At 42.2% G+C, this 23,729-nt stretch carries 25 protein-coding genes; 3 read left to right on the plus strand and 22 right to left on the minus strand.

Annotation, left to right across the window (positions count from 1 at the left end; genetic code table 11):
• Positions 1–9 precede the first annotated feature (9 nt).
• The 10 genes from prmA to gpr form a co-directional block, all read right to left on the minus strand.
• On the minus strand, positions 10–945 hold the full coding sequence (gene prmA / locus C6Y07_RS04970; RefSeq protein ID WP_060596652.1) for a 50S ribosomal protein L11 methyltransferase: 936 nt from the start codon (positions 943–945) through the stop codon (positions 10–12).
• A 22-nt stretch (positions 946–967) separates the two neighbouring features.
• Positions 968–2,101 (minus strand): molecular chaperone DnaJ, encoded by a 1,134-nt coding sequence (gene dnaJ / locus C6Y07_RS04975; protein WP_003217525.1) that lies wholly within the window; start codon positions 2,099–2,101, stop codon positions 968–970.
• Positions 2,102–2,265: 164 nt separating this feature from the next.
• Positions 2,266–4,107 (minus strand): molecular chaperone DnaK, encoded by a 1,842-nt coding sequence (dnaK, locus tag C6Y07_RS04980; protein WP_034661361.1) that lies wholly within the window; start codon positions 4,105–4,107, stop codon positions 2,266–2,268.
• Positions 4,108–4,131: 24 nt separating this feature from the next.
• Entirely contained in the window at positions 4,132–4,689 is a 558-nt protein-coding gene (gene grpE, locus C6Y07_RS04985; protein WP_034661362.1) for a nucleotide exchange factor GrpE, read from the minus strand.
• 63 nt (positions 4,690–4,752) lie between these two features.
• Entirely contained in the window at positions 4,753–5,784 is a 1,032-nt protein-coding gene (hrcA, locus tag C6Y07_RS04990) for a heat-inducible transcriptional repressor HrcA (protein WP_034661363.1), read from the minus strand.
• Between the two features lie 81 nt (positions 5,785–5,865).
• On the minus strand, positions 5,866–7,005 hold the full coding sequence (gene hemW / locus C6Y07_RS04995) for a radical SAM family heme chaperone HemW (RefSeq protein ID WP_066030641.1): 1,140 nt from the start codon (positions 7,003–7,005) through the stop codon (positions 5,866–5,868).
• A gap of 114 nt (positions 7,006–7,119) precedes the next feature.
• Entirely contained in the window at positions 7,120–8,958 is a 1,839-nt protein-coding gene (lepA, locus tag C6Y07_RS05000; protein WP_060596649.1) for a translation elongation factor 4, read from the minus strand.
• Between the two features lie 131 nt (positions 8,959–9,089).
• Positions 9,090–9,422, minus strand: a complete 333-nt coding sequence (locus C6Y07_RS05005; RefSeq protein WP_060596648.1) for a YqxA family protein — start codon at positions 9,420–9,422, stop codon at positions 9,090–9,092.
• A 14-nt stretch (positions 9,423–9,436) separates the two neighbouring features.
• On the minus strand, positions 9,437–10,645 hold the full coding sequence (locus tag C6Y07_RS05010) for a stage II sporulation protein P (RefSeq protein WP_034661367.1): 1,209 nt from the start codon (positions 10,643–10,645) through the stop codon (positions 9,437–9,439).
• A gap of 66 nt (positions 10,646–10,711) precedes the next feature.
• Positions 10,712–11,827, minus strand: a complete 1,116-nt coding sequence (gene gpr, locus C6Y07_RS05015; protein WP_034661368.1) for a GPR endopeptidase — start codon at positions 11,825–11,827, stop codon at positions 10,712–10,714.
• Positions 11,828–12,025: 198 nt separating this feature from the next.
• Between gpr and rpsT the strand changes: the two genes are divergently transcribed.
• A complete protein-coding gene (rpsT, locus tag C6Y07_RS05020; protein ID WP_008342485.1) occupies positions 12,026–12,292 on the plus strand; it encodes a 30S ribosomal protein S20 in 267 nt (88 codons plus the stop codon).
• A gap of 134 nt (positions 12,293–12,426) precedes the next feature.
• Here the strand turns inward: rpsT and holA are convergent, their stop codons facing one another.
• A complete protein-coding gene (gene holA, locus C6Y07_RS05025; protein ID WP_060596647.1) occupies positions 12,427–13,446 on the minus strand; it encodes a DNA polymerase III subunit delta in 1,020 nt (339 codons plus the stop codon).
• Positions 13,447–13,683: 237 nt separating this feature from the next.
• Between holA and C6Y07_RS05030 the strand changes: the two genes are divergently transcribed.
• A complete protein-coding gene (locus C6Y07_RS05030) occupies positions 13,684–13,818 on the plus strand; it encodes a YqzM family protein (protein ID WP_012010638.1) in 135 nt (44 codons plus the stop codon).
• Positions 13,819–13,857: 39 nt separating this feature from the next.
• Here the strand turns inward: C6Y07_RS05030 and C6Y07_RS05035 are convergent, their stop codons facing one another.
• The 3 genes from C6Y07_RS05035 to C6Y07_RS05045 all read right to left on the minus strand — a co-directional run bounded on the left by C6Y07_RS05035 (position 13,858) and on the right by C6Y07_RS05045 (position 17,442).
• Positions 13,858–16,185, minus strand: coding sequence for a DNA internalization-related competence protein ComEC/Rec2 (locus C6Y07_RS05035; RefSeq protein ID WP_106156289.1), 2,328 nt, complete (start codon positions 16,183–16,185; stop codon positions 13,858–13,860).
• A complete protein-coding gene (locus C6Y07_RS05040) occupies positions 16,178–16,747 on the minus strand; it encodes a ComE operon protein 2 (protein WP_034661371.1) in 570 nt (189 codons plus the stop codon). The genes C6Y07_RS05035 and C6Y07_RS05040 overlap by 8 nt, the downstream gene beginning before the upstream one ends.
• Before the next feature lie 65 nt (positions 16,748–16,812).
• Positions 16,813–17,442, minus strand: coding sequence for a helix-hairpin-helix domain-containing protein (locus tag C6Y07_RS05045; protein WP_106039273.1), 630 nt, complete (start codon positions 17,440–17,442; stop codon positions 16,813–16,815).
• Positions 17,443–17,532: 90 nt separating this feature from the next.
• On the opposite strand from C6Y07_RS05045, the gene comER reads away from it, so the two are divergent.
• Entirely contained in the window at positions 17,533–18,381 is an 849-nt protein-coding gene (gene comER, locus C6Y07_RS05050) for a late competence protein ComER (protein WP_060596644.1), read from the plus strand.
• Positions 18,382–18,429: 48 nt separating this feature from the next.
• Here comER and C6Y07_RS05055 read toward each other — a convergent pair whose 3' ends face one another.
• Genes C6Y07_RS05055 through C6Y07_RS05090 form a run of 8 tightly spaced genes read right to left on the minus strand, consistent with a single transcriptional unit; the run spans position 18,430 to position 23,447 of the window.
• A complete protein-coding gene (locus C6Y07_RS05055; protein WP_106039274.1) occupies positions 18,430–19,173 on the minus strand; it encodes a class I SAM-dependent DNA methyltransferase in 744 nt (247 codons plus the stop codon).
• Positions 19,170–19,526: a ribosome silencing factor gene (gene rsfS, locus C6Y07_RS05060; RefSeq protein ID WP_003217467.1), complete on the minus strand. Its 357-nt coding sequence runs from the start codon at positions 19,524–19,526 to the stop codon at positions 19,170–19,172. The genes C6Y07_RS05055 and rsfS overlap by 4 nt, the downstream gene beginning before the upstream one ends.
• A gap of 12 nt (positions 19,527–19,538) precedes the next feature.
• Positions 19,539–20,102 carry a bis(5'-nucleosyl)-tetraphosphatase (symmetrical) YqeK gene (gene yqeK / locus C6Y07_RS05065; RefSeq protein ID WP_060596642.1) on the minus strand — a complete coding sequence of 188 codons (564 nt, stop codon included), beginning with the start codon at positions 20,100–20,102 and terminating at the stop codon, positions 19,539–19,541.
• Positions 20,092–20,661, minus strand: coding sequence for a nicotinate-nucleotide adenylyltransferase (locus tag C6Y07_RS05070; RefSeq protein ID WP_060596641.1), 570 nt, complete (start codon positions 20,659–20,661; stop codon positions 20,092–20,094). Before C6Y07_RS05070 ends, yqeK begins: the two co-directional genes overlap by 11 nt.
• Positions 20,662–20,674: 13 nt before the next feature.
• Positions 20,675–20,965 (minus strand): ribosome assembly RNA-binding protein YhbY, encoded by a 291-nt coding sequence (gene yhbY / locus C6Y07_RS05075; protein ID WP_034661378.1) that lies wholly within the window; start codon positions 20,963–20,965, stop codon positions 20,675–20,677.
• Complete coding sequence (aroE, locus tag C6Y07_RS05080; protein ID WP_106156291.1) at positions 20,959–21,801, minus strand: shikimate dehydrogenase; 843 nt, start codon at positions 21,799–21,801, stop codon at positions 20,959–20,961. The genes yhbY and aroE overlap by 7 nt, the downstream gene beginning before the upstream one ends.
• 21 nt (positions 21,802–21,822) lie before the next feature.
• Positions 21,823–22,923 carry a ribosome biogenesis GTPase YqeH gene (yqeH, locus tag C6Y07_RS05085; protein WP_106031286.1) on the minus strand — a complete coding sequence of 367 codons (1,101 nt, stop codon included), beginning with the start codon at positions 22,921–22,923 and terminating at the stop codon, positions 21,823–21,825.
• 2 nt (positions 22,924–22,925) lie between these two features.
• Entirely contained in the window at positions 22,926–23,447 is a 522-nt protein-coding gene (locus C6Y07_RS05090; RefSeq protein ID WP_034662006.1) for a YqeG family HAD IIIA-type phosphatase, read from the minus strand.
• Positions 23,448–23,729: the final 282 nt, after the last annotated feature.

Raw genomic sequence — 23,729 nt, forward strand, 5'->3', positions numbered from 1 at the left:
CTACTCGCTTTATTTTTTCGCTATAATGCTGACCCAATCTTCCATTGACAGCACTTCAACAATGTCAAAACCTGCTTCTTCTAGTGCTGTTTTGACTTGTAATTTCTTTTGTCCAATGATGCCTGATGTAATGAAATAGCCATCTTTCTTCAATAAGTCATAGGCTTGATCTGTAAAGCGCAAAATCACTTCTGCGAGAATGTTGGCGACGATCACATCACGTTCACCTGAAATCCCATCAAGTAAGTTGTTTTGCTTGACCGTCACTTGTTCGCTTACACCATTTAGTTCGATGTTTTGCTTCGCACTTTCAACCGCAACGGTGTCGAGATCAAAGGCTTGAATGTCCTTTGCACCAACCATCGCTGCTGCCACACTTAAAATCCCGGAGCCTGTTCCAACATCAATCACCGTATCATTTTCCTTCACATAGCGCTCAAGCGCCTGAATACAAAGAACGGTTGTTGGATGTGTCCCTGTTCCAAATGCCATTCCTGGGTCCATTTCAATAATCAGTTCATCAGAATGAACCGGAGTATATTCTTCCCATGTTGGAACGATGGTGAATTTTTCAGAGATTTTCACAGGATGATAGTATTTCTTCCATGCGGTGGCCCATTCCTCTTCATTTACTTCACAAATAGACAGCGTGTTTCGTCCAAGGTCAATATCGTATAGAAGAAGATTGTTGATGGCTTCTTTGATCTCATCTACCGTTTCCATCAAAAAGCTGTTCATTGGAAGATAGGCTTTGACGATGACCCCTTCATCAGGATAGTCATTCGGATCGAGCTGGTAGATCTCACCGTATACATTTTCACGTTCCTTGACTAAATCAAGCGGGTCCTCAATCACGACACCACTTGCACCTGCTTCATGCAAAATATTGGTGATCGGTTCCACCGCTTCATTTGTTGTATGGACGCTAATTTCTGACCACTTCAATACTACCAACTCCTTATCCGTCTTACTCGCCTTTAAATGCGCGTTTCACCTTATCGAAGAAGCTCATTTCTTGTTCGTCCGGTTTATTTCCGCTCACTTCAGCAAATTTTCTAATGATATCTTTTTGATTGTCCGTTAAATTTGTCGGTGTGACGACTCGTACAACGATATGCTGATCGCCTTGGCCATAGCCGCGTACATTTTTCACACCTTTTCCTTTGAGTCTAAACTTCGTGCCAGTTTGCGTGCCAGCAGGGACTTTCAATTTTACTTTACCGTGTAATGTCGGCACTTCAATTTCGTCACCTAATGCAGCCTGTGCAAAGGTTAGCGGCATTTCGCAGTAAATGTCATCTCCGTCACGTTCGAAGAATTCATGCGAACGCACATGGAACACAACAAATAGATCGCCTGGAGGCCCTCCATTTACACCTGGTTCCCCTTGACCAGACACTCTGAGCTGCTGACCATCGTCAACACCTGCTGGAATCGTCACATTGATTTTCTTACGCTTACGCACTTTACCAGAGCCGCCACATGTAGAACATTTGTGATCGATTTGTTTTCCTGTTCCGCTACAGTAGTTACATACTCTGCGGTTGACCACTTTACCAAACGGAGTTGACTGCTCAACATTTAATTGACCAGAGCCGCCGCAATGTGAACAAGTCTTTGCTTCTGTCCCAGGCTTTGCCCCTGATCCATGACATGTTTCACATGATTCCTCGCGAGGGATTTCAATCGTTGCTTCTTTCCCAAATGCTGCTTCTTCAAATGAAAGCGTCATTGTATATTGCAAGTCTGCTCCTTGACGCGGTGCATTTGGATCTCTTCTTCTGGCTCCGCCGCCAAAAATACTAGAGAAAATGTCATCAAAGCCGCCGAAGCCGCCAAAGTCTCCTCCTCCGCCAAAACCGCCGCCGCCAAAGCCTTGGTTTGGATCGGTATGACCGAACTGGTCATATTGCGAACGTTTTTGATCGTCAGAAAGGGTTTCATAGGCTTCTTTTACTTCTTTGAATTTCTCATCTGAGCCAGCTTCTTTATTAATATCAGGGTGATACTTTTTTGAAAGCTTGCGGTATGCCTTTTTGATCTCGTCTTTTGAGGCGCTCTTACTCACGCCAAGCACTTCATAGTAATCACGCTTACTCATCTCTTCACACTCCCGATTTCTCACATAAATACGATTGTATCATTTTGATTTGACCTTTTTCAATTGCTTTCATCATTGGAAAGAAAAAAAGTCAAAGCCAAGAGATCCTGACTTTGACTTTCTGACGAGTACGTTTCAGCAGTCTTTTTCAAAAGTAAAGGTGATTATTTTTTCTCTTGATCGTCGTTTACTTCTTCGTATTCTGCATCCACTACATTGTCATCTGCTTTTTGAGCACCTTCAGCGCCGCCTTCTTGCTGAGCTTGTGCTTGTTTTGCAGCTTCTTCATAGAGCTTTGTCGTTAGTTCTTGAACGATTGTTTGCAGCTCATCTTTTTTCGCTTTGATGTCTTCAAGCTCGCCTTTTTCGATCGCAGCTTTTAGTGCATCTTTCGCGTCGTTTGCTTTTTTCACTTGCTCTTCATCGATTTTGCCTTCTAGATCTTTTAATGTTTTTTCAGTTGTAAACACTAATTGATCTGCTTCATTGCGCACTTCGATTTCTTCTTTTTTCTTCGCATCTGCTTCAGCATTTTCTTCTGCTTCTTTTACCATTTTTTCGATCTCATCATCAGAAAGACCTGAAGAAGATTTGATTGTGATGTTTTGCTCTTTGCCTGTACCCATATCTTTCGCACGTACGTTGACAATACCGTTTTTATCGATATCAAAAGATACTTCGATTTGTGGTACGCCGCGTGGTGCTGGCGGGATGTCAGTCAATTGGAAACGGCCTAATGTTTTGTTATCTGCTGCCATTGGGCGCTCACCTTGCAGGACATGGATGTCTACCGCTGTTTGGTTGTCAGCAGCCGTTGAGAATACTTGAGATTTACTTGTTGGAATGGTTGTATTACGTTCAATCAGCTTCGTGAATACGCCGCCCATTGTTTCAATTCCTAAAGAAAGTGGTGTTACGTCAAGAAGAACAACGTCTTTGACATCTCCTGTGATGACTCCACCTTGGATCGCCGCACCAAGAGCAACCACTTCATCAGGGTTTACACCTTTATGAGGCTCTTTGCCTGTTTCTTTTTTGATTGCTTCTTGTACTGCAGGAATACGAGTTGATCCACCAACAAGGATGACTTTATCAATCTCGCTAGCAGATAAACCAGCATCTTTCAAAGATTGACGTACAGGTGTCATTGTGCGCTCTACAAGATCTGCAGAAAGCTCTTCGAATTTAGCACGCGTCAGCGTTAATTCAAGGTGAAGAGGACCTGCTTCTCCAGCTGTGATAAATGGCAATGAGATTTGTGTAGAAGATACACCTGAAAGATCTTTTTTCGCTTTTTCAGCAGCATCTTTTAAACGCTGAAGCGCCATTTTATCTTTAGAAAGGTCAATACCATTTTCTTTTTTGAATTCAGCTACTAGGTGATCAATGATGACTTGGTCAAAATCGTCTCCACCAAGACGGTTGTCACCAGCAGTTGAGCGTACTTCAAAGACCCCGTCTCCAAGCTCAAGGATTGATACGTCAAATGTACCGCCGCCAAGGTCGTATACAAGAATCGTTTGATCTTCTTCTGTTTTATCTAAACCATACGCAAGTGCAGCTGCTGTTGGTTCGTTGATGATACGTTCTACTTCAAGACCAGCAATTTTACCAGCATCTTTTGTCGCTTGGCGTTCTGCATCGTTGAAGTAAGCAGGAACTGTGATTACAGCTTTTGTTACTTCTTCGCCAAGATAGCCTTCAGCATAAGATTTAAGGTGTTGAAGAATGATTGCAGAGATTTCCTGCGGTGTATAGTTCTTGCCTTCAACTTCTACTTTATAATCTGTACCCATATGTCTTTTAACAGACATGATTGTGTTCGGGTTTGTAATTGATTGACGTTTCGCTACTTCACCAACTTGGCGCTCTCCGTTTTTAAAAGCGACAACTGATGGTGTTGTACGTGCTCCTTCAGCGTTTGCAATAACTTTTGGCTCTCCGCCTTCAAGTACTGCAACACATGAGTTTGTTGTTCCTAAGTCAATCCCAATGATTTTACTCATAATCGATGACCTCCCATTATGTAGTTATTGATTTACTTTTACCATTGATGGACGAATAACTCGGTCTTTGAGTTTATAGCCCTTTTGCAATTCTTCTACTACGATATTTGAATCGACATTTTCATCTTCAACTTGCATGACGGCTTGATGAAGGTTTGGATCGAACTCTTTGCCGACAGCTTCAATCGGTTCAACGCCTTCATTTTTCAACGCTTCTACCAGCTGGCGGTAAACCATTTGCATTCCTTCTAACAAACTTTTCGTCTGCTCATTGTCTGGATCAATTCCAAGCGCTCTTTCAAAGTTGTCAAGAGCTGGGAGAAGATCGCTGACAACATGTTGAGAACGATATTTTTGCACGGTCTCCACTTCAGTTCGAGCACGGCGTTTATAGTTTTCAAAATCTGCTTGAACACGCAGAATTTTGTTTTCTTTTTCATCTAGAAGCTGCTGCAATTCATCGATTTTCTCTTGGAAGGCAGACTGTTCATCATGTGTTACTTCCTCAGTATCTGCTTGAACTGCTTCTTCTTGTGCTTCAACCTCTGCTTCTTGCTCAGGTGTCTGTTTTTCTTCTGACATTGTGTTCACCTCCCTCAAAAGATTCAAGAATACGAAGGGGCAATGCCCCTATCTTTTATCACCCTACTCATCATACAAATTGGAAAGTGCGTTTGACAAGTCTTTTGATACATGATGCAAAAGACTAACGACTCGCCCGTAATCCATGCGGGTTGGACCGATGATGGCAATGGAGCCAAGTGATTTTTGATCAATCGAATAAGTGGCTGTGATCAAACTGCAGTTCTCCATTGCTTCCAAATTGTTTTCTGAACCGATTTTAATGGTGATTCCTTGCTGATTTGGATGAAACAGCTGCATGACATCATTCTTTTGCTCAATCAGCATCATGAGTGAGCGAATGCGGTCGATGTCATGAAACTCTGGCTGATTCAACATATTAATCTTCCCGCCAAAGAAAAGTTTTGATTCATTTTGTGTCGATGTAAATGTGCTGCCCAGCGCATCTAAAATGTGATCATAATCTTTTAAATGTGTGCGCAGAAGCATGACCACTTCTTTATACATCCTGTCCTTCAGCTGGTCCATTGGAACGCCAGCTAATCTGCTGTTCAAAATATTCATCAGCTTCTCAATATCGGAGACATCGAGATGCTCAGAGAAGGTAATGGTTTTGTTTTCAACATGCCCGCTGTCTGTAATCATGATCGCTACTGCTTTGTTTGGCTGAACGGGGACAAGCTGAATTTGCTTTAATCGATTTTCACTTAGCTTTGGACCAAGCACAATCGATGTATAGTTTGTGAGATCTGATAAAATTTCCGCCGATTTTTGAACTGTTTTTTCCAGCTCAAAAATTTTCTCCTGAAAAGCCGACTGGATGAGCACAAGCTCTTTAGACGACAGTTTTCGCGGAGAGAGCAAATGATCTACATAATAACGATATCCTTTTTCTGAAGGAATTCTTCCAGATGAAGAATGGGTCTTTTCAATAAAACCAAGTTCCTCCAAATCAGCCATTTCGTTTCTAATCGTCGCAGAGCTGAATGTGATGTCCTCTTTTTTAGAAAGAGTCCTTGACCCAACTGGCTGCGCCGAACGAATAAAGTCATTAATGATGACTTGCAGAATCAAAAGCTGACGATTTGTTAACATCATCATCACCCCTGTTAGCACTCTCTTTCAACGAGTGCTAATTGTATAAACAAAATTACCAAACTCAAATTAAAATGTCAATTATAACTCACCGAGAAACGCTTGAAATACTTCATTTCCTAACAATTTCCCTTTTCTTGTTAAACGAATGCCGATGTCATCTTTTACAATGAGACCTTTTTCTTCTAATTCTTCAAGAACAGTGGAAAAAAGAGCTTCTGGTGCAACACCATATTTGGCTTGGAAGTCGGCACTTTTCACCCCTTCGATCTTTCGAAGGCCTAAGAACATTTCTTCTTCTATCTGCTCTGCTTTTGTGACCTGATGAGTTTCCTTATACGGGAACCCAGTTTGCTCAATCAGTTCCAAGTAATGCTTCACAGGCCCTGCGTTCACATTTCGGATGCCATCTACATACCCGTGTGCTCCTGCACCGAAACCGAAGTAGTCTTCATTGCTCCAATAGGTCAGGTTATGCTGGCTTTCAAAGCCAGGTTTTGCGTAATTGCTAATTTCGTATTGCTTTAATCCATGTCGCTCCATTTCATCCATCACAAGCTCATACATTTCAGCCTCACGTTCTTGCGGCGGTAAATGCAGTTTGCCTTTTTGCATTAAGTTGTAAAAAACTGTTTTCGGCTCCACAATCAGTGAGTAGACAGAATAATGCTCTGCCCCTAATGAGAAAGCTGTCTCAAGTGAATTCATCACATGATGCTTTTCTTGATGCGGCAATCCAAACATGAGGTCGAGGCTAATGTTGTCAAACCCAACCGCTCTTGCTCGCTGGAAAGACGTGAGGACATCTTTCTTTTGATGAACTCGTCCGATTTTTTTGAGTAAATCGTCTTCAAAGGTTTGCACCCCAAAGCTTAGCCGATTGACGCCGGCTGCTTTTAATACATGCAGCTTCTCGAGTGATAATTCATCTGGGTTCGCTTCCACTGCAAATTCAACCAGATGCTTTGCCGGTTTTAACACACGGTGAATGCTGTTCATGAGCTGGTCTAGCTGGCTGACGGTCAGTGATGTCGGCGTTCCCCCGCCAATAAAGATCGTCTTTAGTTCTTGCTCGCCCTTTTGCTCGATCGTGTGCTGCATCTCTTTTTCAAGAGCCGCTAAGTATTCATCGACTGGCTGCGTTTTAATGAAAAATTTATTAAAATCACAATAGTGGCAAATGTGCTCACAAAATGGAATATGAATGTATGCTGCTTTCATTTGATGACACCTTCTTTACAGGTAAAGAGCCGCAGTTTATCGCTGCGGCACCTTTGTTTGTTTTCGACTATAAACGCCAAGGCTGACATTGTAAAGCAGGTTGCCTTGAGGGTGTTATTTTTTTGGTGTGCTGTCGTCCATCTTCAGCACAGCCATAAATGCCTCTTGCGGGACTTCAACAGAGCCCACTTGTTTCATGCGCTTTTTCCCTTCTTTTTGCTTCTCAAGAAGCTTCCTTTTCCGGGAAATGTCTCCACCATAACATTTAGCAAGTACGTTTTTACGCATCGCTTTAATGGTAGAACGAGCCACGATTTTTTGTCCAATCGCTGCTTGAACTGGTACTTCAAAATGCTGGCGTGGAATGAGTTCTTTCAGCTTTTCTACGATGATTTTGCCTCGTTCATATGCGTAATCGCGGTGAACAATAAAGGAAAGGGCATCGATTTTTTCGCCATTCAGCATGATATCCATTTTCACTAGAGTAGATGGGCGGTAGCCAATCAGCTCATAATCAAAGGACGCATAGCCTTTTGTGTTGGACTTGAGCTGATCAAAGAATTCGTACACGATCTCCGCCAAAGGAATTTCGTACACAATGCTCACTCGGTTTGCATCAAGGTATTGCATATCAATGAAATTGCCGCGCTTTCCTTGGCAAAGCTCCATGACAGAGCCTACATAATCATTCGGCACCATCATTGTTGCTTTCACGTATGGTTCTTCAATTTTCTCAATCTTTTGCGGATCAGGCAGATTCGACGGGTTATCTACGACGATTTTTTCTCCGTCTGTCATATACACATCGTAAATAACACTTGGTGCTGTCGTAATAAGATCGATTTTGAATTCACGTTCAATCCGTTCTTGGATGATTTCCATATGAAGCATTCCAAGAAAGCCGCAGCGGAAACCGAAGCCAAGTGCTTGGGACGTCTCTGCCTCATATTGAAGGGAAGAATCATTTAATTCAAGCTTTTCTAAGGCTTCACGTAAGTCATTATATTTCGCTGTGTCAATTGGATAAAGTCCGCAGTACACCATTGGGTTCAGCTTTCTGTATCCTGGCAGCGCTTCTTTCGCTGGGTTCTCCGCACTTGTGATCGTATCCCCCACACGTGTATCACCGACATTTTTAATCGCTGCTGTTAAGTAGCCAACATCTCCAACAGTGAGTTCATCTGTCGGCATCGCTTTTGGTGTGAATACGCCGACTTCAAGCACTTCAAATTCTTTACCCGTCGCCATCATTTTGATTTTCTGACCTGGTCTGACGGTTCCTTCAACAATTCGTATGTACGCAATAACGCCGCGATACGCATCGTAGAGAGAATCAAAAATAAGAGCTTGAAGCGGTGCTTCTGGGTCTCCAGCAGGTGCCGGGACCTTTTCGACGATTTGTTCTAAGATATCTTCGATCCCAATACCCGCCTTAGCAGAGGTGAGAACAGCTTCAGACGCATCCAACCCGATGACATCTTCAATTTCTTCTCTTACACGCTCAGGCTCTGCACTTGGCAGATCGATTTTATTGATAATCGGAAGAATTTCTAAGTTGTTATCAAGAGCTAAATAAACGTTCGCAAGTGTCTGTGCTTCAATTCCTTGTGCTGCATCTACTACAAGAATTGCACCTTCACAGGCAGCTAGGCTTCGAGATACCTCATAGGTGAAGTCGACATGCCCTGGTGTATCAATCAGGTGCATAATATATTCTTCTCCATCCTTCGCCTTATATTTCAGCTGGACAGAGTTTAATTTAATCGTTATGCCGCGTTCACGCTCTAAGTCCATGGAATCAAGTAATTGTTCTTTCATTTCTCGCTGAGTAATCGCCGCTGTTTTTTCCAAAATACGGTCCGCCAATGTGGATTTCCCATGGTCAATATGGGCGATAATGGAGAAATTTCGAATTCTTGATTGCCGTTCTAATCGTTTTTCTTTATCTGTCACAATCTATCACTCCTACTATAAAACGCGGGTTGCGCTAGCTTAGATTATATCAATAGGGCTGTAAAGATTCAATCGAAATCAAGAAAAGCCGCTCATCGGTCAGCGGCTTTAGTCATATGGTGTTGATTTGTTTATTTCCCATTCATCCAATCATAAAGAGAACGGGCTGCATGTGTCATGCCATCAGACAGCGCTTTTCCTGCCTTGGAGAAGGCATTAAAGCTCTCTATTTCCTCAAGCTGCTTTTGTTTTTCGGCAAGATCCTTTTCTGTAACAGCCGTTCCTAAGATAGAGGCTTCTCGTTCTTCATCTTCGTTCATTTGGATGGAGAACGCGCCTTTTAATTGCGGGTCATGGTAACCCTTCATTTGCAGCATGCCATTATTCGCCTGCTGCATTCCTAAAAAGACGCCAAATAGCAAGACTAGTCCTAAAATAATGGTTTTTCCAATAAATGATCCCATGCACCGTCACCACCTTAAGAGCGTTTTTTCTCATCCTTTGCTTTGCCGTTCACCTTTTCCGCGTCCCAGAAAATGTCGCTGAAGACATCAGCTGCTGCATTGGATGCATTTTTCAATTCTTCCATATTATTATCCACTCCGCCAAATTCTAAAAGAAGGGCTTTGTCGGATAAATCTTGATTATAAATTCCATTATCGCCAATTTCTCCTTTGGCAAACACACCGACACTGAGCCCTTTATATTTTTTCTCCATCAAATGGTGGAACTCCGTCGCAAGCTTGAGGTTTTTCTCATAGCTTTGATTCTTCTTCCCTACAACAAACGCAATTCTCGCATATTTTTTCCCTTTGATCTCGACAGTGGTGTCTTTCTTTCTTCTTGAGTCACGGTGGATATCAATTAAGTATTCGAGGTCATCATTTTTCGCTAAGGCTTCTTTTACGACCAATCTTGATTCATTATAAGATTGAGGATACTTTAATCCTTTTTGCAGGAGCCTTTTTTCAACTTCCGTTTTGTCGACCGTATTCCCGATTCCTTGCTGATCAAGCGCCTTTCCGAACATGTCGCCTACAAGAGTGACATTCACTTTTGAGTGCCGTGCATTGTTTGGATTCGTTTCTCCTTTTAAAAATGGTAAATATGATTCCGTATTATGCGTGTGGTAAATGTACACGGCTTTTCGTTTTCCTGTCGACCGGTCCGGCTCTTTCGCAGGCTTTTTCGGCACATCTTTGTCGAGCTTGTCCAACTCTGCCAAATTTGCTTCTTTTTCATCTTGGATGACTTCACTTGGCGGCGGCGATTCCATTGGCATGTTGGTATAGTCTGTTCCTTCACCCGCTAAGATGATTTTTGTATCAAAATGTTCAAAACCTGGGAGTTCTCTCCCTAGAAAACTACGCGGGTCTTCTAAATTGATACTAGTCGCAAGCTTGAGTGACAGTCCAGAGAAATGAAACCCTTTTTGATCTTTCGGGACTGCTGAGGCGAAATATTGATTTTCCATACCCATTAATGTAGCGAAGAACGCTCCGGAAAGCTCATCTGCTACACCATATAGTGAGGCTTGCGGCCTCAGCTCTGGCTTTAAAGATGTCAACGCCCCTGACATCACAAACACCACAACAAGCGAGGCTATAAATAAGAAAATGCTTTTCACTACTTTTGTTCCATTAATCGCAACGACCAACTGTCGAGGACGGCGGGGTCTTTTTTTCATGATTTACTCCCTCCAGCACGCTTTCTAGTAATTACACTATGAGCGAGCTAGAGAAAGTAGAACCGATTAATGATTATAAGAACCCATGTTATCTTGAGAGATTTTTTGATGGAGTGCTGTATTTAATCCATTGGCGAGTACGTTTGCCATATCATCAATAAATGTATCCACTTCCTTAGGCGTGACCATTAAATTTTGCCCTAGCGGCGCAAGTACTTCATGGATCAGCTGCCGTTTCTCTTCTTCCGGAAGAGTCCCTACGATACCTAAAAATGATTGACGCGTTTCCTCATCTGGTAAGTCTTCTTCGTTTAGCACTTTTTTCTTCCCAAAAGTCAAACCAGCCGGCACAAGAGAGCGGGACGGCCGGTCATCTTTCAGTTCTCTACCAAAATGCTTTAAGACATAATCAATTGTGTCACTTGCAATGGTTACTGCATCTACCACTGTTGGAACGCCAATCGCAATCACTGGAATTCCCAACGTTTCTTTGCTTAATTCTTTCCGCTTATTCCCTACACCTGAACCGGGATGGATGCCTGTATCAGAGATTTGAATCGTGGTATTCACCCGTTCCACTGCACGAGCAGCAAGAGCATCGATTGCAATGACAAAATCAGGTTTGGACCGCTCGATTACACCTTGTATAATGTCGCTTGTTTCAATACCGGTCAGTCCCATCACTCCCGGTGATAAAGAGGACACTGGGCGATACCCTTCCTGTACATTTTCCGGCTGCAATTCAAAGAGATGCCGGGTCACAAGCAGGCTTTCAACCGTGAGCGGGCCTAGCGCATCTGGCGTGACATTCCAGTTTCCTAGTCCTACTACAAGACAGCTCGCATCAGCCTGAATGCCTCGGTCTTTTAAAAACTGAGCAAAATGACGCGCAAATACTTCGACGACTTTTTCCTGCATCTCAGAATCTTTCTCCCGAATGCCCTGCGCCTCAAGCGTCAAGTATGTTCCTGCCTTTTTGCTGGTCAGCTCCTCCCCTTCTTTCGTGATCTCCACTGTGCGTATACGGATGCCGTGCTCCTCTTTTTCCTTTTCGACAATCCCTTGAATTCCGTCCTTTTTGACGACATTCGGATCGTTCTCTTGTTCTAGTATCTCTTTTGTTTCAACAGCCAAGTCTGTCCGGATTTGATAAGCACTTAAATCAAGTTTCTGTTTCTCCATAAAAAGACTCCTTCCACCAAGTAATTAACAGTAGTCTTTCCATCTCTTTAAAGAAACATTCGAGCGCTTCATCAATGAAAAATACTTTACATTTATATTGCATTCTAAAGGTGTGTTTGATAGAATACAACTTGTTCTATTGTGAAGATTTAACCTTAAGACAATTGTGTTTAGGTTGTATCTTAGGAGGTGAAACACATGCCAAATATTAAATCAGCGATCAAACGTACAAAAACGAATAACGAACGCCGTGCACACAACGCAACAATCAAGTCTGCGATGCGTACTGCGATTAAACAAGTTGAAGTTTCTGTAGCTAACAACGATGCTGAGCAAGCAAAAGCTGCTCTTTCTTCTGCTGCAAAACGCATTGACAAAGCCGTTAAAACTGGTCTTGTACACAAAAACGCAGCTGCGCGTTACAAGTCAAGACTTGCTAAACAAGTAAACGGACTTTCTGCATAATGCTTGCAACGCCTCAGTGATGAGGCAACTGTTTAACTGTACGTCCGTCCTGACCGGCTCAGCCATTAGGACAGACTGGCAATTATACATCTAAACAAAAACGACCCTCTTTTTAGAAGGTCGTTTTTTTATGTTCAAGCGCCCAATAGTCGAAGCAGGAACAATTCTAACAATAGCTGCTTGTCCTTTTTACCGGTTTTCATTTCATAATCGATCGTTGATAGCTCTTTGACAATCTGCTTGAGCTCTTCTTCTGAAAACAGCCTTGCCTGATCCATAGCAAGTTTGACACGGAATGGGTGGACTTTTAGATTTGAAGCAATTTGTTTTTGCCCATATCCTTGCTGAGCGAAATACTTCGTCTGCAAAATCAATCGAAATTGAGTTGATATGAGTGCTAATATTTTAATGGGTTCCTCATTTTGTTTCAGCAAATCATAAAACATCTGCATGGCCTCAGAGCGGCGTCTGTTGACAATTTGGTTAATTAATTCGAAAATATTCTGCTCTAAGCTTCTTGCAACGAGCTGATTGACATCCGCTAATTCAATTTCTTCTCGTTCTCCAATATATGTACTCAGCTTCCTGACCTCTTGAAACAATGAGGATAGACTCCCACCGCATAGCATCACAAGCTGCTCAGCCGCTTCAGATGTCATCGCCTTTCCTTCTGTTTTCACCAGTGTAATGGTGAAATCCGTTGTTTCTTTTGGGTTTAACTCTTTTGCCTCAACCATAGCCGCTTTCTTTTTTAGCAATTTGGTGATTTTCTTCCGTTCATCCAGCTTTTCATATGGTGCTAATAACACGAGAATGGTATAAGGCGCCGGCTTTTCTAAATAAGCTTCTAACACAGAAAGCTCATGCTCAATCTTCTCCTTTTTCTTTTCCGCTGTAAGAAAATAAGGATTCTTGATCACAACGAGCCGCCTTTCTCCCATAAACGGAAAGGTTTCTGCATCCGTCACAGCCTGTTCAAGCGGCACCTCTTCCATATCAAAGACGGAGTAATTAAAATCCTTCGTCTCCTCGTCTACTACAGCTTGTCTTAATTTAGCTGCTGTTTCTTGCAGTAAATACGTTTCTTTTCCATATAAGCAATAAACGGGATGGATATCCCCTCTTTTTAAATTGTTCCAAACTTCAAAGACCATAAATTGAATCCCTCTCTTTCACTTCCTCCTCTATCCTAAAGTGTGTGAAGACATTAGTAAAGAGGAAGCTGAAAGTGCCGCCTCCTCATTTATAGTAAACGTCTGGTGCAAGCTCCCGGGTCAGCTCGCTGTCAGACGATATTCATAAAATGATCATGAAAATGGAAAACGGTTACTTTACCTTCTAGCAATTCCAAATGAGTTCAAGTATACTAAAATTAGCCAGGAGGGATGAAAATGAATGAATTTGAAAAAAATGTTCAAAGCAAGCGGAATGATGTGACCGACTCAGCCGTTGGTTTTATCGTCACATTCGGATTTTTCGCCTCAATGTTTATTTTGGCAACAATTATACACCTCGTTGGATCTTAACTTCATGATTGCTAAATGACTGCCGTTTTGGCAGTTTTTTTATTGATTTTGTAAGATATCATATGGAGGTTGCGTGTAAAACGTTCCTTTCTTCTCAAGAAATTCATAGGTCACACTCCCGTCTCGATCTGTGCGGTACACCTCCATTTGATGATCCTTTAGTTTTTTCAAAACTTCCTGATGAGGATGCTGATAACGATTGCGTTCACCAGCCGAAATGAGTGCATAGGACGGCTCCAGATGTCGAAGCCACTCCTCACTTGTTGACCCTTTACTCCCATGATGCCCAACCTTTAAGACATCCGCTCGCAGGTGGGGATAGGCTTCTATGATGTCTCGTTCCCCTTCTTGTTCAAGGTCTCCAGTGAACAGAAAACGTTTCCCACCAAGAGTAAAAGCCAGAACGAGTGAATCATTGTTCTTACTTGTCACCCGGTCTTGCGAAGGGTGCAGAACCTCAAATATGTGCTCTCCAACTCGGAGCTGATCTCCTCTTTCTAATTCATCAATAAATATCCCTTTTTTAGCTGCTTCTTTTAGCAGCTTTGCGTCCTCTGGACTTCGGGCAAAGCCTTTTGGTATGGCCAGCCGCTTTACTTTATTTCGGTTGATTAAACGAACCGCTTCTCCCATGTGATCTTGATCCGCATGCGTGAGAATCAGTACATCAAGTTTTGCTATACCTTTAGAATGCAGAAACGGGATCAGCGTTTGATCACCGATCGTAGATACTTTACGTCTTTTTTTCCACGGTTCCTCTTCAAAAGAAAGTCTGCCCCCTGTATCCACAAGCAGATGCCCCTTTCGATAGGGCAGTTGAATAAACAAACTATCCCCCTGTCCTACATCCAGCATCGTGACCTCCCCTTTTTGGAGAAAGTTCGGAGTAAAAAAGTGTACACTCAAAACACCAATAGAAAAAAGAAGTGGCACAGAATAGGATTTCACAGAAGCTTTGCACTCCATCACAAACAGCAGAAAAACAATGGCACTCACTTCCAGAAGAATATGCCACCAAGTAGATTTCATAAAAATCAAGTTAAACCCATCAAAAACTGCCATATATGCTGACAACTGATGACTTAGCTGGATGACCGAATCAAGCAGCTGGAACAATGCTTGTCCAAAAGGGAGATAAATGATGGACAAAAGAAAAAAGAGTAAGGACAGAGGCAGGACAGCCGTCGTATAAAAAGGGACAAACATCATATTCAATGGGATGCTCAGCAAAGAAAATTGCTGAAAATGATATAAAAGAACAGGAAGTGAGGCAAGCTGCGCAACAAAGGATATAAGGAATAACTGCATCACTGCACTTTTCGCTTGTGATAAGATTTTGGTCGATAACAAAATAAAGAACGTTACCACGAATGAAAGCTGAAATCCGATATCAAATAGATATAGAGGATGAATCGCTAATAAGAGTAAAAACGTTGCGCTTAATACGACAGCAGAAGGCTGTTTCATTTCTTTCGGCAGGCTCGTCATCGCTAAATAGATTCCTGCCATGAGACAAGCTCTTAAAACCGATGGTGCAGCACCTGTCAAACAAGCATAAACAGGAAGAAAGAATAATAGAAGAATACGTGCTGTCTCTCTTGTCACACCGGCACGAAGCAGACACCAAAATAAACAGGCAAGAAGCGTTTGCACATGCAGTCCTGAGATCGCTAACAGATGAATAATGCCGAGCATTTGATAGTCTCTTAATGTGTCAGGATCAATCAACTCACGATCACCAAAAATAAGGGCCTGTACAATGCCTACAGAGTTTTTCGGCACATGATCTTCTAAGAATTTTAAGCCCTTTTGTCTCATCGCTTGAAGATAATAGGAAGGTCTGTCTTTTTTTGTACAGCCTTTGATTGACTGCGGTAAGAAAATGGCGCTAATGCCTTTTGATTTTAGAAATTGATCGTATTGAAACCCGTTAGGAATGGTTGCGTGTTTAGGCGGCCGAACATCACCTGTCATATGACAGCTCATACCTGGCTCTACATCTTTTAGCGCCTCTTTTTCACGCTCTGTTTGAATGGTATAGAAAGCGGCTAGCCGTTCATGTTCTGTTGACACAGTTGCTGAAAAACGATTGCCATCTGTTTTCGGAATACTTTCAATCACAACGGAGCCGGAAAGAAATTTTTCTTGTACAGGTTGATCCGTTTCAAAAAACTCATGAACCATAAAAATAAGAGTATAAACAGCTCCACATAGGCTGACCATTAGAAAGAGCCGGGGAATTTTTTTCAGTAGGCTGAGAAGTAATATGATGAGAAGAAAGAGAAGGAAATACATATGAAGATGATATGCAGCCAGAGCAATTCCAACAGCTGCTGAAATTGCCCCAAACGGCAAATAATTAAACATAGGAAGTAAATAATTGATTCGCCTTCTCATGCATAACGCGAATTTCTGTTTCACTAAGTCCTGATTCACTTAACTTGCCAATTAAATCTGCAACAAAGGCCAATTTTTCTTGATTTTTTAAGTCGATGATCATTTCATCCAGTTCAACTTGTTCCGTTTGAACACCTGCCTGCTCAAATAAATCAACGGCATATGGGTGATTTTTATAATCCTTTGCATAGTACACGGTTCGAATACCCGCTTGAATAATGGCTTTACAGCACTGCAAACAAGGAAAATGCGTGACATATATTTCAGCATCCGCTGTAGGTGCACCAAATTTGGCACATTGTAAAATAGCGTTCATTTCCGCATGGATGGTGCGAACGCAGTGATGATCAATGACATAGCATCCCACATCTGCACAATGGACATCACCAGCAATTGAGCCATTATATCCCCCTGCAATGATACGCTTGTCTCTGACGATGGTCGCCCCAACAGCTAACCGCTCACAGGTGCTTCGTAAAGCAAGCAAATGGCTTTGTGCCATAAAATATTGATTCCATGAAATTCTTTCCACGAGCTGATCCCTCCAGAATGATGGTTGGTATTAAGTGTACATGCCTTCCTTCTATACCGTCAATTCTACTTAACGGTCAATTCACTTTTCAGCCGTTCAATGGTCTTCTCCCCAAAACCTGAAATGTTCCGCAAATCTTCAATTTGTTGAAATTCCCCGTGTTCCTCTCTGTACGTAATGATGGCTTCTGCTTTAGCTGGCCCTATTCCGTTAATAGTTTGCAATTCCGCCGCATCAGCCTGATTGACATTGACACCTTGACTCTTTTCATTACCCGATGGAGCGTCAGCAGCTGCTATTTGCGTCTGCCTCTCCGCTTCTCCCTGCTTCCGGACATAAATCATCATACTGTCCTCTAATTTTGCTGCTTGATTGATTTCAATCGTGTCTGCTTTACTAGTAAAGCCCCCTGCTCTCCGGATCGCTTCTTCTACCCGTGCATCAGATTGAAACTTATAAACACCTGGTTTTTTCACAGCTCCTTTGACCTCTACAAAAATGGGAGATGATTCATGATCGGTCTTTTCTTGTTTGTCTTCTAATGTGACTTGTATGTCTTTATCTTCCTTCAATACACTTGGCTCTCTGCTGCTCTCCCTATTTCCTGCGAAAAGGAAAAAAGTGATGATGATCACGACCATGAGCCCAGCTCCGATATAAAGACTGTATTTTTTCAATGGAATGAGTCGTTTCACGTGCTCACGCTTCTTTCAATCATATTTTTCTATTGCTCAACATACTGTTTAGAAGATAACAGATCCTATGCGTCTAAGGAGGGAGAACGTTTGAATATAGGGATAATCGGTACAGGAAACATGGGTACCATACTTACTGAGGCATTTATTGAATCAAAGGCAGTCAATCCCTCATCCATCACCATCACAAACCGGACCATTGAAAAAGCGTTCAATATAAAAAAGAACCACCCAGAGCTTGAAGTTACGAAACAGCTTACAGGAGCTGTCACGAATAAAGATTTTATCTTTGTTTGTGTCAAACCACTTGATATTTATCCACTTTTAAAAGAGCTGAGCCCTCTTTTAACAGAGCACCAAACCATTGTCATCATCACAAGCCCGGTACATCCTGAACAGCTTCAGGATATCGTTCCTTGTCAAACAGCACGGCTGATTCCAAGCATTACGAACCGCGCTTTATCAGGGGCGTCACTTTTAACATTTGGATCGTCATGCAATGTCGCGACGAAAACAGCGTTAAGACAGTTAGCTTCCTGCATTTCAACACCCGTTGAGATTCATCATTCGATTACAAGAGCGGCGTCAGATATCGTCAGCTGCGGTCCTGCCTTTATCAGCTTTCTCGTTCAGAAAATGATTGAAGCAGCTGTCGAAGAAACAGATATTTCTAAAGAAGAAGCCACCACCTTATCAGAAGATATGCTTGTAGGACTTGGCCGTTTGATTGAAAAAAGAGTCTATACCCTTCCGACACTGCAAGACAAAGTGTGTGTTAAAGGCGGCGTCACTGGTGAAGGGATTAAAGCACTTGAAGCAGGTGTTCAAGATATGTTTCACCGCCTCTTTCAAAACACCCATGAAAAATTCGATGAAGACCTTGAAGCGGTTGCGCATCAATACCCGCCAAGTGTGTTTACTGATGATCGCAGAAATTAATCATCTCTGCAACAAGCGAAAAAAGGGTTTTAAAAAACCATCGTTCCATTAAACGATGGTTTTTGGTTTCTTAGCTGAAATGAAATATCTTTCGGCGAATTCCCCAGGGACTTCATTTGTAAAATCAGCAGTCACTTCTATCTGTACAAAGCCAGCGGACTCAAGGAACGCCGCATATGTCTCAAATGGAAATGTGCGCTGTTCATGTGTCTCATCATAACGCTGATACACGTCTCCGTCCTTTACAAAAAAGCTTAAATCGTGAATGACCGAATACACGTCATCCCCTTTATCACTCTGCCAAATATAGCTGATCTCTTCATCCTGATCGGCATAAGTCGAACCTGGGAATACCTCTTCCATTTTATAAGGTGTATGAACATCAAAGAGTAAAACCCCATCTGCCTCTAAAAGCTGAAACATGTTTTTAAAGGTTTTTTTGACGTCATTTTCGTTTTTTAAGTAATTCAAGGAATCACAGCAAATAACCGCTGCTTGAAAGACTTGCTCAAAACCCGTAAGCTCTCTCATATCTTGGTGTAAAAATTGAATTGACTGCCTTTTCGCCTGTGCTTTTTGCTGCGCGAAGGCCAGCATTTCTTCACTGAGGTCAATTCCTGTGACTGTGTGGCCCTTTTCAGCTAACCGAAGAGAAATCTCTCCAGTTCCACAGCCAACATCAATAATGGCAGCATTCGGTTTGATATTCTGCTGGATCCACTGAACCCATTCATCATAAGGTGCATGTGTCATGAGCTCGTCATACACACCTGCAAACCCTTGATAAATCATGAGTTAATGCCAAGTGAAAGCGTTTCTCTCGGCGCATCTCCCCATAGCTTCTCTAGGTTGTAGTATCCTCTTTCTTCTTTGTGGAACACATGAGCAATGACATCACCAAGATCAATCAATACCCATCTTGCTTCATCAAAGCCTTCCATCTTCTTCACTTCGATTCCACTTTCCTCTGCAAGATGTTTTACTTCTCTTGCAATGGCCTGCACTTGCTTATCAGAGTTCCCGTGACAAATGAGAAAATAATCGGCAACAAGTGAGATTCCTTGCATATTAAGGGCAATAATATCCTCAGCCCGTTTATCATCGCATGCTCCTGCCGCGACGTTTAAAATTGATGATGAATCCATCCAAATTCCTCCTTAATTGTTCTTATGCACAAGCGAGTTGTAAGTAGCCAATGTATCTGGAAAGACTGGCTGATTCTTTTTCAATAAGAAGCTGATGGTGTTTTTTAGTGACTGAACCAGCGCGCTATCCAAATCATGCTCTGCTAACTCTCTTACTTCTTCAACACCAGGGAAATGACGTCCTGGTTCGATATAATCAGCGACATAAATGACCTTTTCAAGTAATGTCATGTTTGGCCTGCCTGATGTATGAAATTCAATGGCAGTTAAAATGTCTTGGTCGTTAATAGCTGCTTCCTTTTTAACCAGATAAGCACCAACCGGGGCATGCCAAAGCTCAGGCGAATATTCGAGCAATAGAGGGTTCATCTGTTCCTTCTGGATAATTCCCTTCATTTCTTCCTTTGGTCTAAATTTCGCATAATCATGAAAAATAGCGGCGATCTCTGCTTTTTTCACATCTGCACCGAACCGTTCCGCTAATGAAATGGCTGCACTCATGACCCCGAGTGTATGTGTATATCTATGCTCTGTTAACTGCTCTTTGACACAGTTCAATGCTTCTTCACGATTCATATAAATGATGCTCCTTTATATAACGCTCAACAGCTTTCGGTATCAAATAATCGACAGGTTTTTCCTGCTTTATTCGCTGCCTAATCAATGTCGATGATACATCAAAAGCTGGAACATCTGCAAATAAAAGAGGATATGCCGTACTTCCGGCATAACCCGGTCTTTTCATCCCAATAAAGGTAATCATCTGAAGCAAATCATCAATCCGATGCCATTTTGGCAAATACTCGACCATGTCAGCTCCAATCATAAAAAAGAACTCATCTTCAGGATGACGCTTCTTTAAAAGCTCCACCGTATCCACTGTATAAGATGGACCCTCTCGCTCCATTTCAATGAGCTCCAGCCGAAAATGTGGATTTGACTGGATCGCCGCTTCCACCATTTTCACTCGGTGACGACTATCTGCTCGTTTCCGGTCTGTTTTATGAGGGGGCTTGTGATTTGGGATAAACCACATTTCATCAAGCCCTACTTGAAAACGCACCTCATTCGCCATCAGCAAATGCCCATTATGAGGAGGATCAAACGTACCGCCAAACAACCCTATTTTTTTCATATCACATCCACCTTTACGGCAGCTTAATTTGTTTATTTTCCTTCGATTCTTTATAAAGGACAATCACATTTCCGATCGTTTGAACAAGTTCAGCTTTTGCACCTTTTACAAGTGCTTTCGCAACTTCCGTTTTGTCCTCGTCGCAGTTTTGTAATACGCTGACCTTTAACAGTTCTCTTACTTCAAGCGCCTCGGAAATTTGCTTGATCATATTGTCATTTACCCCGCCTTTTCCTACTTGAAAAATAGGTGATAAATGATGTGCTTTTGCACGTAAAAAACGTTTTTGTTTCCCTTTTAACATGGTGTTCCTCCTAATTTCTCTATCACAATTGACTTCATTTTTCTGGCGTCAGGCGTGATGCCTGTCCACAATTCAAAGGCTCTTGCTGCTTGTCCAACAAACATGCCGACACCATCTACTGTTTTCAAACCTAACCCGGCTGCTTCTTTGAGCAGCTTTGTTTCTATTGGATTATACACAATATCACAAACGACCGCTGTTTTTTTTGCGTTTGCTAAAGAAATCGGGGTTTCTTCAACATTCGGGTACATACCGATTGAGGTCGTATGGATGATGACATCATATTCCCCAAGTCGTTCTTCTGCTGTCTTTAAAGTAATGGCACTAGATGTGATGTTCCCATCTGCACTTTCAATTAAAGCCTCAGCTTTTTCAATGGTGCGGTTGGTGATATCAAAGCTTTTCGGTGCATAGTCAGCGATTGTCGTATAAATCGCTCTTGCCGCTCCGCCAGCACCAATCATAAGAAATGACAGCTCTGATAATGGCTGATCCAAGGCTTCAAGCAATGAATGAAGAAAGCCCTCTCCATCTGTGTTGTACCCGACGAGCTGACCTCCTTCGAGCCGCACCGTATTGACTGCACGCAGGCGTTCAGCTGTCACATCAATTTTATCAAGGTACTGCATAATGTCTACCTTGTGCGGAACAGTGACGTTAAAGCCGCTTATTCCTAAGGCTTTCATACCGTGAATGGCATCTTTAAGGTCTTCGTCTTCTACTTGAAAGCCATGATAATGTCCATCAATCCCAGCATCCTTCAATGCTGCATTATGAATATCCGGAGACATTGAATGACCAACAGGGTTACCGATTAATCCGTATAAAGGTTTCAAGGTCTCTCCCCCTTTGAACATTTAAATTAACGAACGTCTCATAAACACATGAACGCCTTTTGGCGCATAGACTTTGATTTGCTTCCCTGCATCATTTGCCGTTACCCATCCTAAGCCTGAAAAGACGATGTCCATTTTCGGCTGATCAATCGTAAAGGTATGCGGAACGAGCGGAGGGAAATCTTCCATCCCCTCTTTTGATGGCGGTGATAGCAGTTCCCCGGCATGTTTTTCATATAAATCATCTGCGTTCTCTAACTTTGTTCTGTGTATGTTCAGCTCATTTGGCATGTAACAGACAAATGACGTTCTGCCGCCTTTTACATAATCAAATCGAGCAAGCCCGCCAAAATAAAGTGTTTGTGCTTCATTTAATTGGAACGTTCTCGGTTTCAATTCTTTTTTCGGCGCTAAGATCTTCAAGTCATTTTTGCTGACATAGTGCGCCATCTGATGACGGTTGATAATGCCCGGCGTATCAAATAGAGCAGATCCGTCATCAAGCGGGATCTCAATGGCATCAAGTGTTGTACCTGGATATTGGGATGTGGTGATCACGTTCTCTTCGCCAGATACTTCTTTGATGATTCGATTGATAAATGTGGATTTTCCAACATTCGTACAGCCGACGACATAGACATTTCTTCCTTCGCGGTAATGATCGATCGCTTCCATCACCTCAGGTACGCCCTGACCTCTGCTTGCACTGATTAAGAAAACATCGATCGGGTTCAATCCGTTTTCTTTCGCTTCCCGTTTCATCCAATGAATCAGACGATCTTTTTTCACGGATTTCGGTAAAATATCTACTTTGTTGCCGACGAGTAAAATCGGATTACCACCGACAATACGACTCAGCCCATTGATCCAGCTTCCGTTAAAGTCAAAAATATCAACGACCTTTACAATCAGAGAATCTGTCTCTCCAATGCTGTGCAATATATTTAAAAAGTCGTCTTCTGTTAAAGAAACATCTTGTATTTCATTGTAGTTCTTTAACCTAAAACAGCGCTGACAGATCACATCTTCTTTCAATAGAGATGCTGCCGGCGCATATCCTAATTGATCTTTATCTTCCGTCTGAATGGCTACACCGCAGCCAATACAAACAACCTTTTCCATTATTACTCTTCCTCCCACTGAATGTGGCCCTTACGCTTTAAGGCTCCTAAAATTCTGCGTTCAATCTGCCTGTTAAACTTGGTGAAAAATCCGTCCGAGGCAGCGACAGGGACGACCAAAATCGTATGGAAGCCATGACGATTCCCGCCTAGTACATCGGTCATGAGCTGATCCCCAATGACCACCACATCTTCTTTTTTCAATTGCATATCAGAGACTGCCTTATTAAAGGCTCTTCCCATAGGCTTTTTCGCTTTATAAATAAACGGGATATGAACTGGTTCAGAAAAAAGCTTGACCCTTTTTTCATTATTGTTCGATACAATCGTCACTTGTATCCCGTGATCCTTCATTTCTTGAAACCATTCAATTAAGCGGGGCGTCGCACTTGGACGGTCCCATTCTACTAGTGTGTTATCTAAATCGGTAATAATTCCTTTTACATTTCGTTCTTTTAGTTTTTGCGGTGAAATGTGGAAAATGCTTTTCACAAATTCATCCGGTAAGAAATACTTCTTTAGCACAATTTGCACCCTTTCTTCCATTGGTTTTTCAGCGATTGTGTCGAATCAAATCACAATTTGTCTGTCTATCGAATACAATGAAAAAGTTTTCGACATATGATGAGGACCTTCAACAGGTGTGGATAATTTTACACACATTATCCACCTATATTTCATCACGCTTTCATTCAATTATAAACACTCTACCCACAAGTTATCCACTTCACCATGTGGATAACAGAACGATTGTTCTTGTTTCCCATTCATGGTAGATTAAAGGTACTTCAGAGACATTCGATCAAC

It is taken from the genome of Bacillus sp. LNXM12-1 (assembly GCF_003004375.1).
Taxonomy (GTDB): domain Bacteria; phylum Bacillota; class Bacilli; order Bacillales; family Bacillaceae; genus Bacillus.

Coding starts and splice junctions, on each gene's coding strand:
- yqeK (WP_060596642.1), bottom strand. CDS start 20,102: ATGAATCGTGAAGAAGCATTGAACTGTGTCAAAGAGCAGTTAACAGAG.
- C6Y07_RS05070 (WP_060596641.1), bottom strand. CDS start 20,661: ATGAAAAAAATAGGGTTGTTTGGCGGTACGTTTGATCCTCCTCATAAT.
- yhbY (WP_034661378.1), bottom strand. CDS start 20,965: ATGTTAAAAGGGAAACAAAAACGTTTTTTACGTGCAAAAGCACATCAT.
- hemW (WP_066030641.1), bottom strand. CDS start 7,005: ATGAAAGCAGCATACATTCATATTCCATTTTGTGAGCACATTTGCCAC.
- C6Y07_RS05055 (WP_106039274.1), bottom strand. CDS start 19,173: ATGATTTATCAAGGGTTTGCAGGTGTGTATGACGAGCTCATGACACAT.
- C6Y07_RS05030 (WP_012010638.1), top strand. CDS start 13,684: ATGAATGAATTTGAAAAAAATGTTCAAAGCAAGCGGAATGATGTGACC.
- dnaK (WP_034661361.1), bottom strand. CDS start 4,107: ATGAGTAAAATCATTGGGATTGACTTAGGAACAACAAACTCATGTGTT.
- rsfS (WP_003217467.1), bottom strand. CDS start 19,526: ATGGATTCATCATCAATTTTAAACGTCGCGGCAGGAGCATGCGATGAT.
- gpr (WP_034661368.1), bottom strand. CDS start 11,827: ATGGAGAAACAGAAACTTGATTTAAGTGCTTATCAAATCCGGACAGAC.
- holA (WP_060596647.1), bottom strand. CDS start 13,446: ATGGTCTTTGAAGTTTGGAACAATTTAAAAAGAGGGGATATCCATCCC.
- dnaJ (WP_003217525.1), bottom strand. CDS start 2,101: ATGAGTAAGCGTGATTACTATGAAGTGCTTGGCGTGAGTAAGAGCGCC.
- rpsT (WP_008342485.1), top strand. CDS start 12,026: ATGCCAAATATTAAATCAGCGATCAAACGTACAAAAACGAATAACGAA.
- C6Y07_RS05035 (WP_106156289.1), bottom strand. CDS start 16,185: ATGTTTAATTATTTGCCGTTTGGGGCAATTTCAGCAGCTGTTGGAATT.
- grpE (WP_034661362.1), bottom strand. CDS start 4,689: ATGTCAGAAGAAAAACAGACACCTGAGCAAGAAGCAGAGGTTGAAGCA.
- yqeH (WP_106031286.1), bottom strand. CDS start 22,923: ATGGAAAAGGTTGTTTGTATTGGCTGCGGTGTAGCCATTCAGACGGAA.
- hrcA (WP_034661363.1), bottom strand. CDS start 5,784: ATGTTAACAAATCGTCAGCTTTTGATTCTGCAAGTCATCATTAATGAC.
- C6Y07_RS05010 (WP_034661367.1), bottom strand. CDS start 10,645: ATGAAAAAAAGACCCCGCCGTCCTCGACAGTTGGTCGTTGCGATTAAT.
- C6Y07_RS05005 (WP_060596648.1), bottom strand. CDS start 9,422: ATGGGATCATTTATTGGAAAAACCATTATTTTAGGACTAGTCTTGCTA.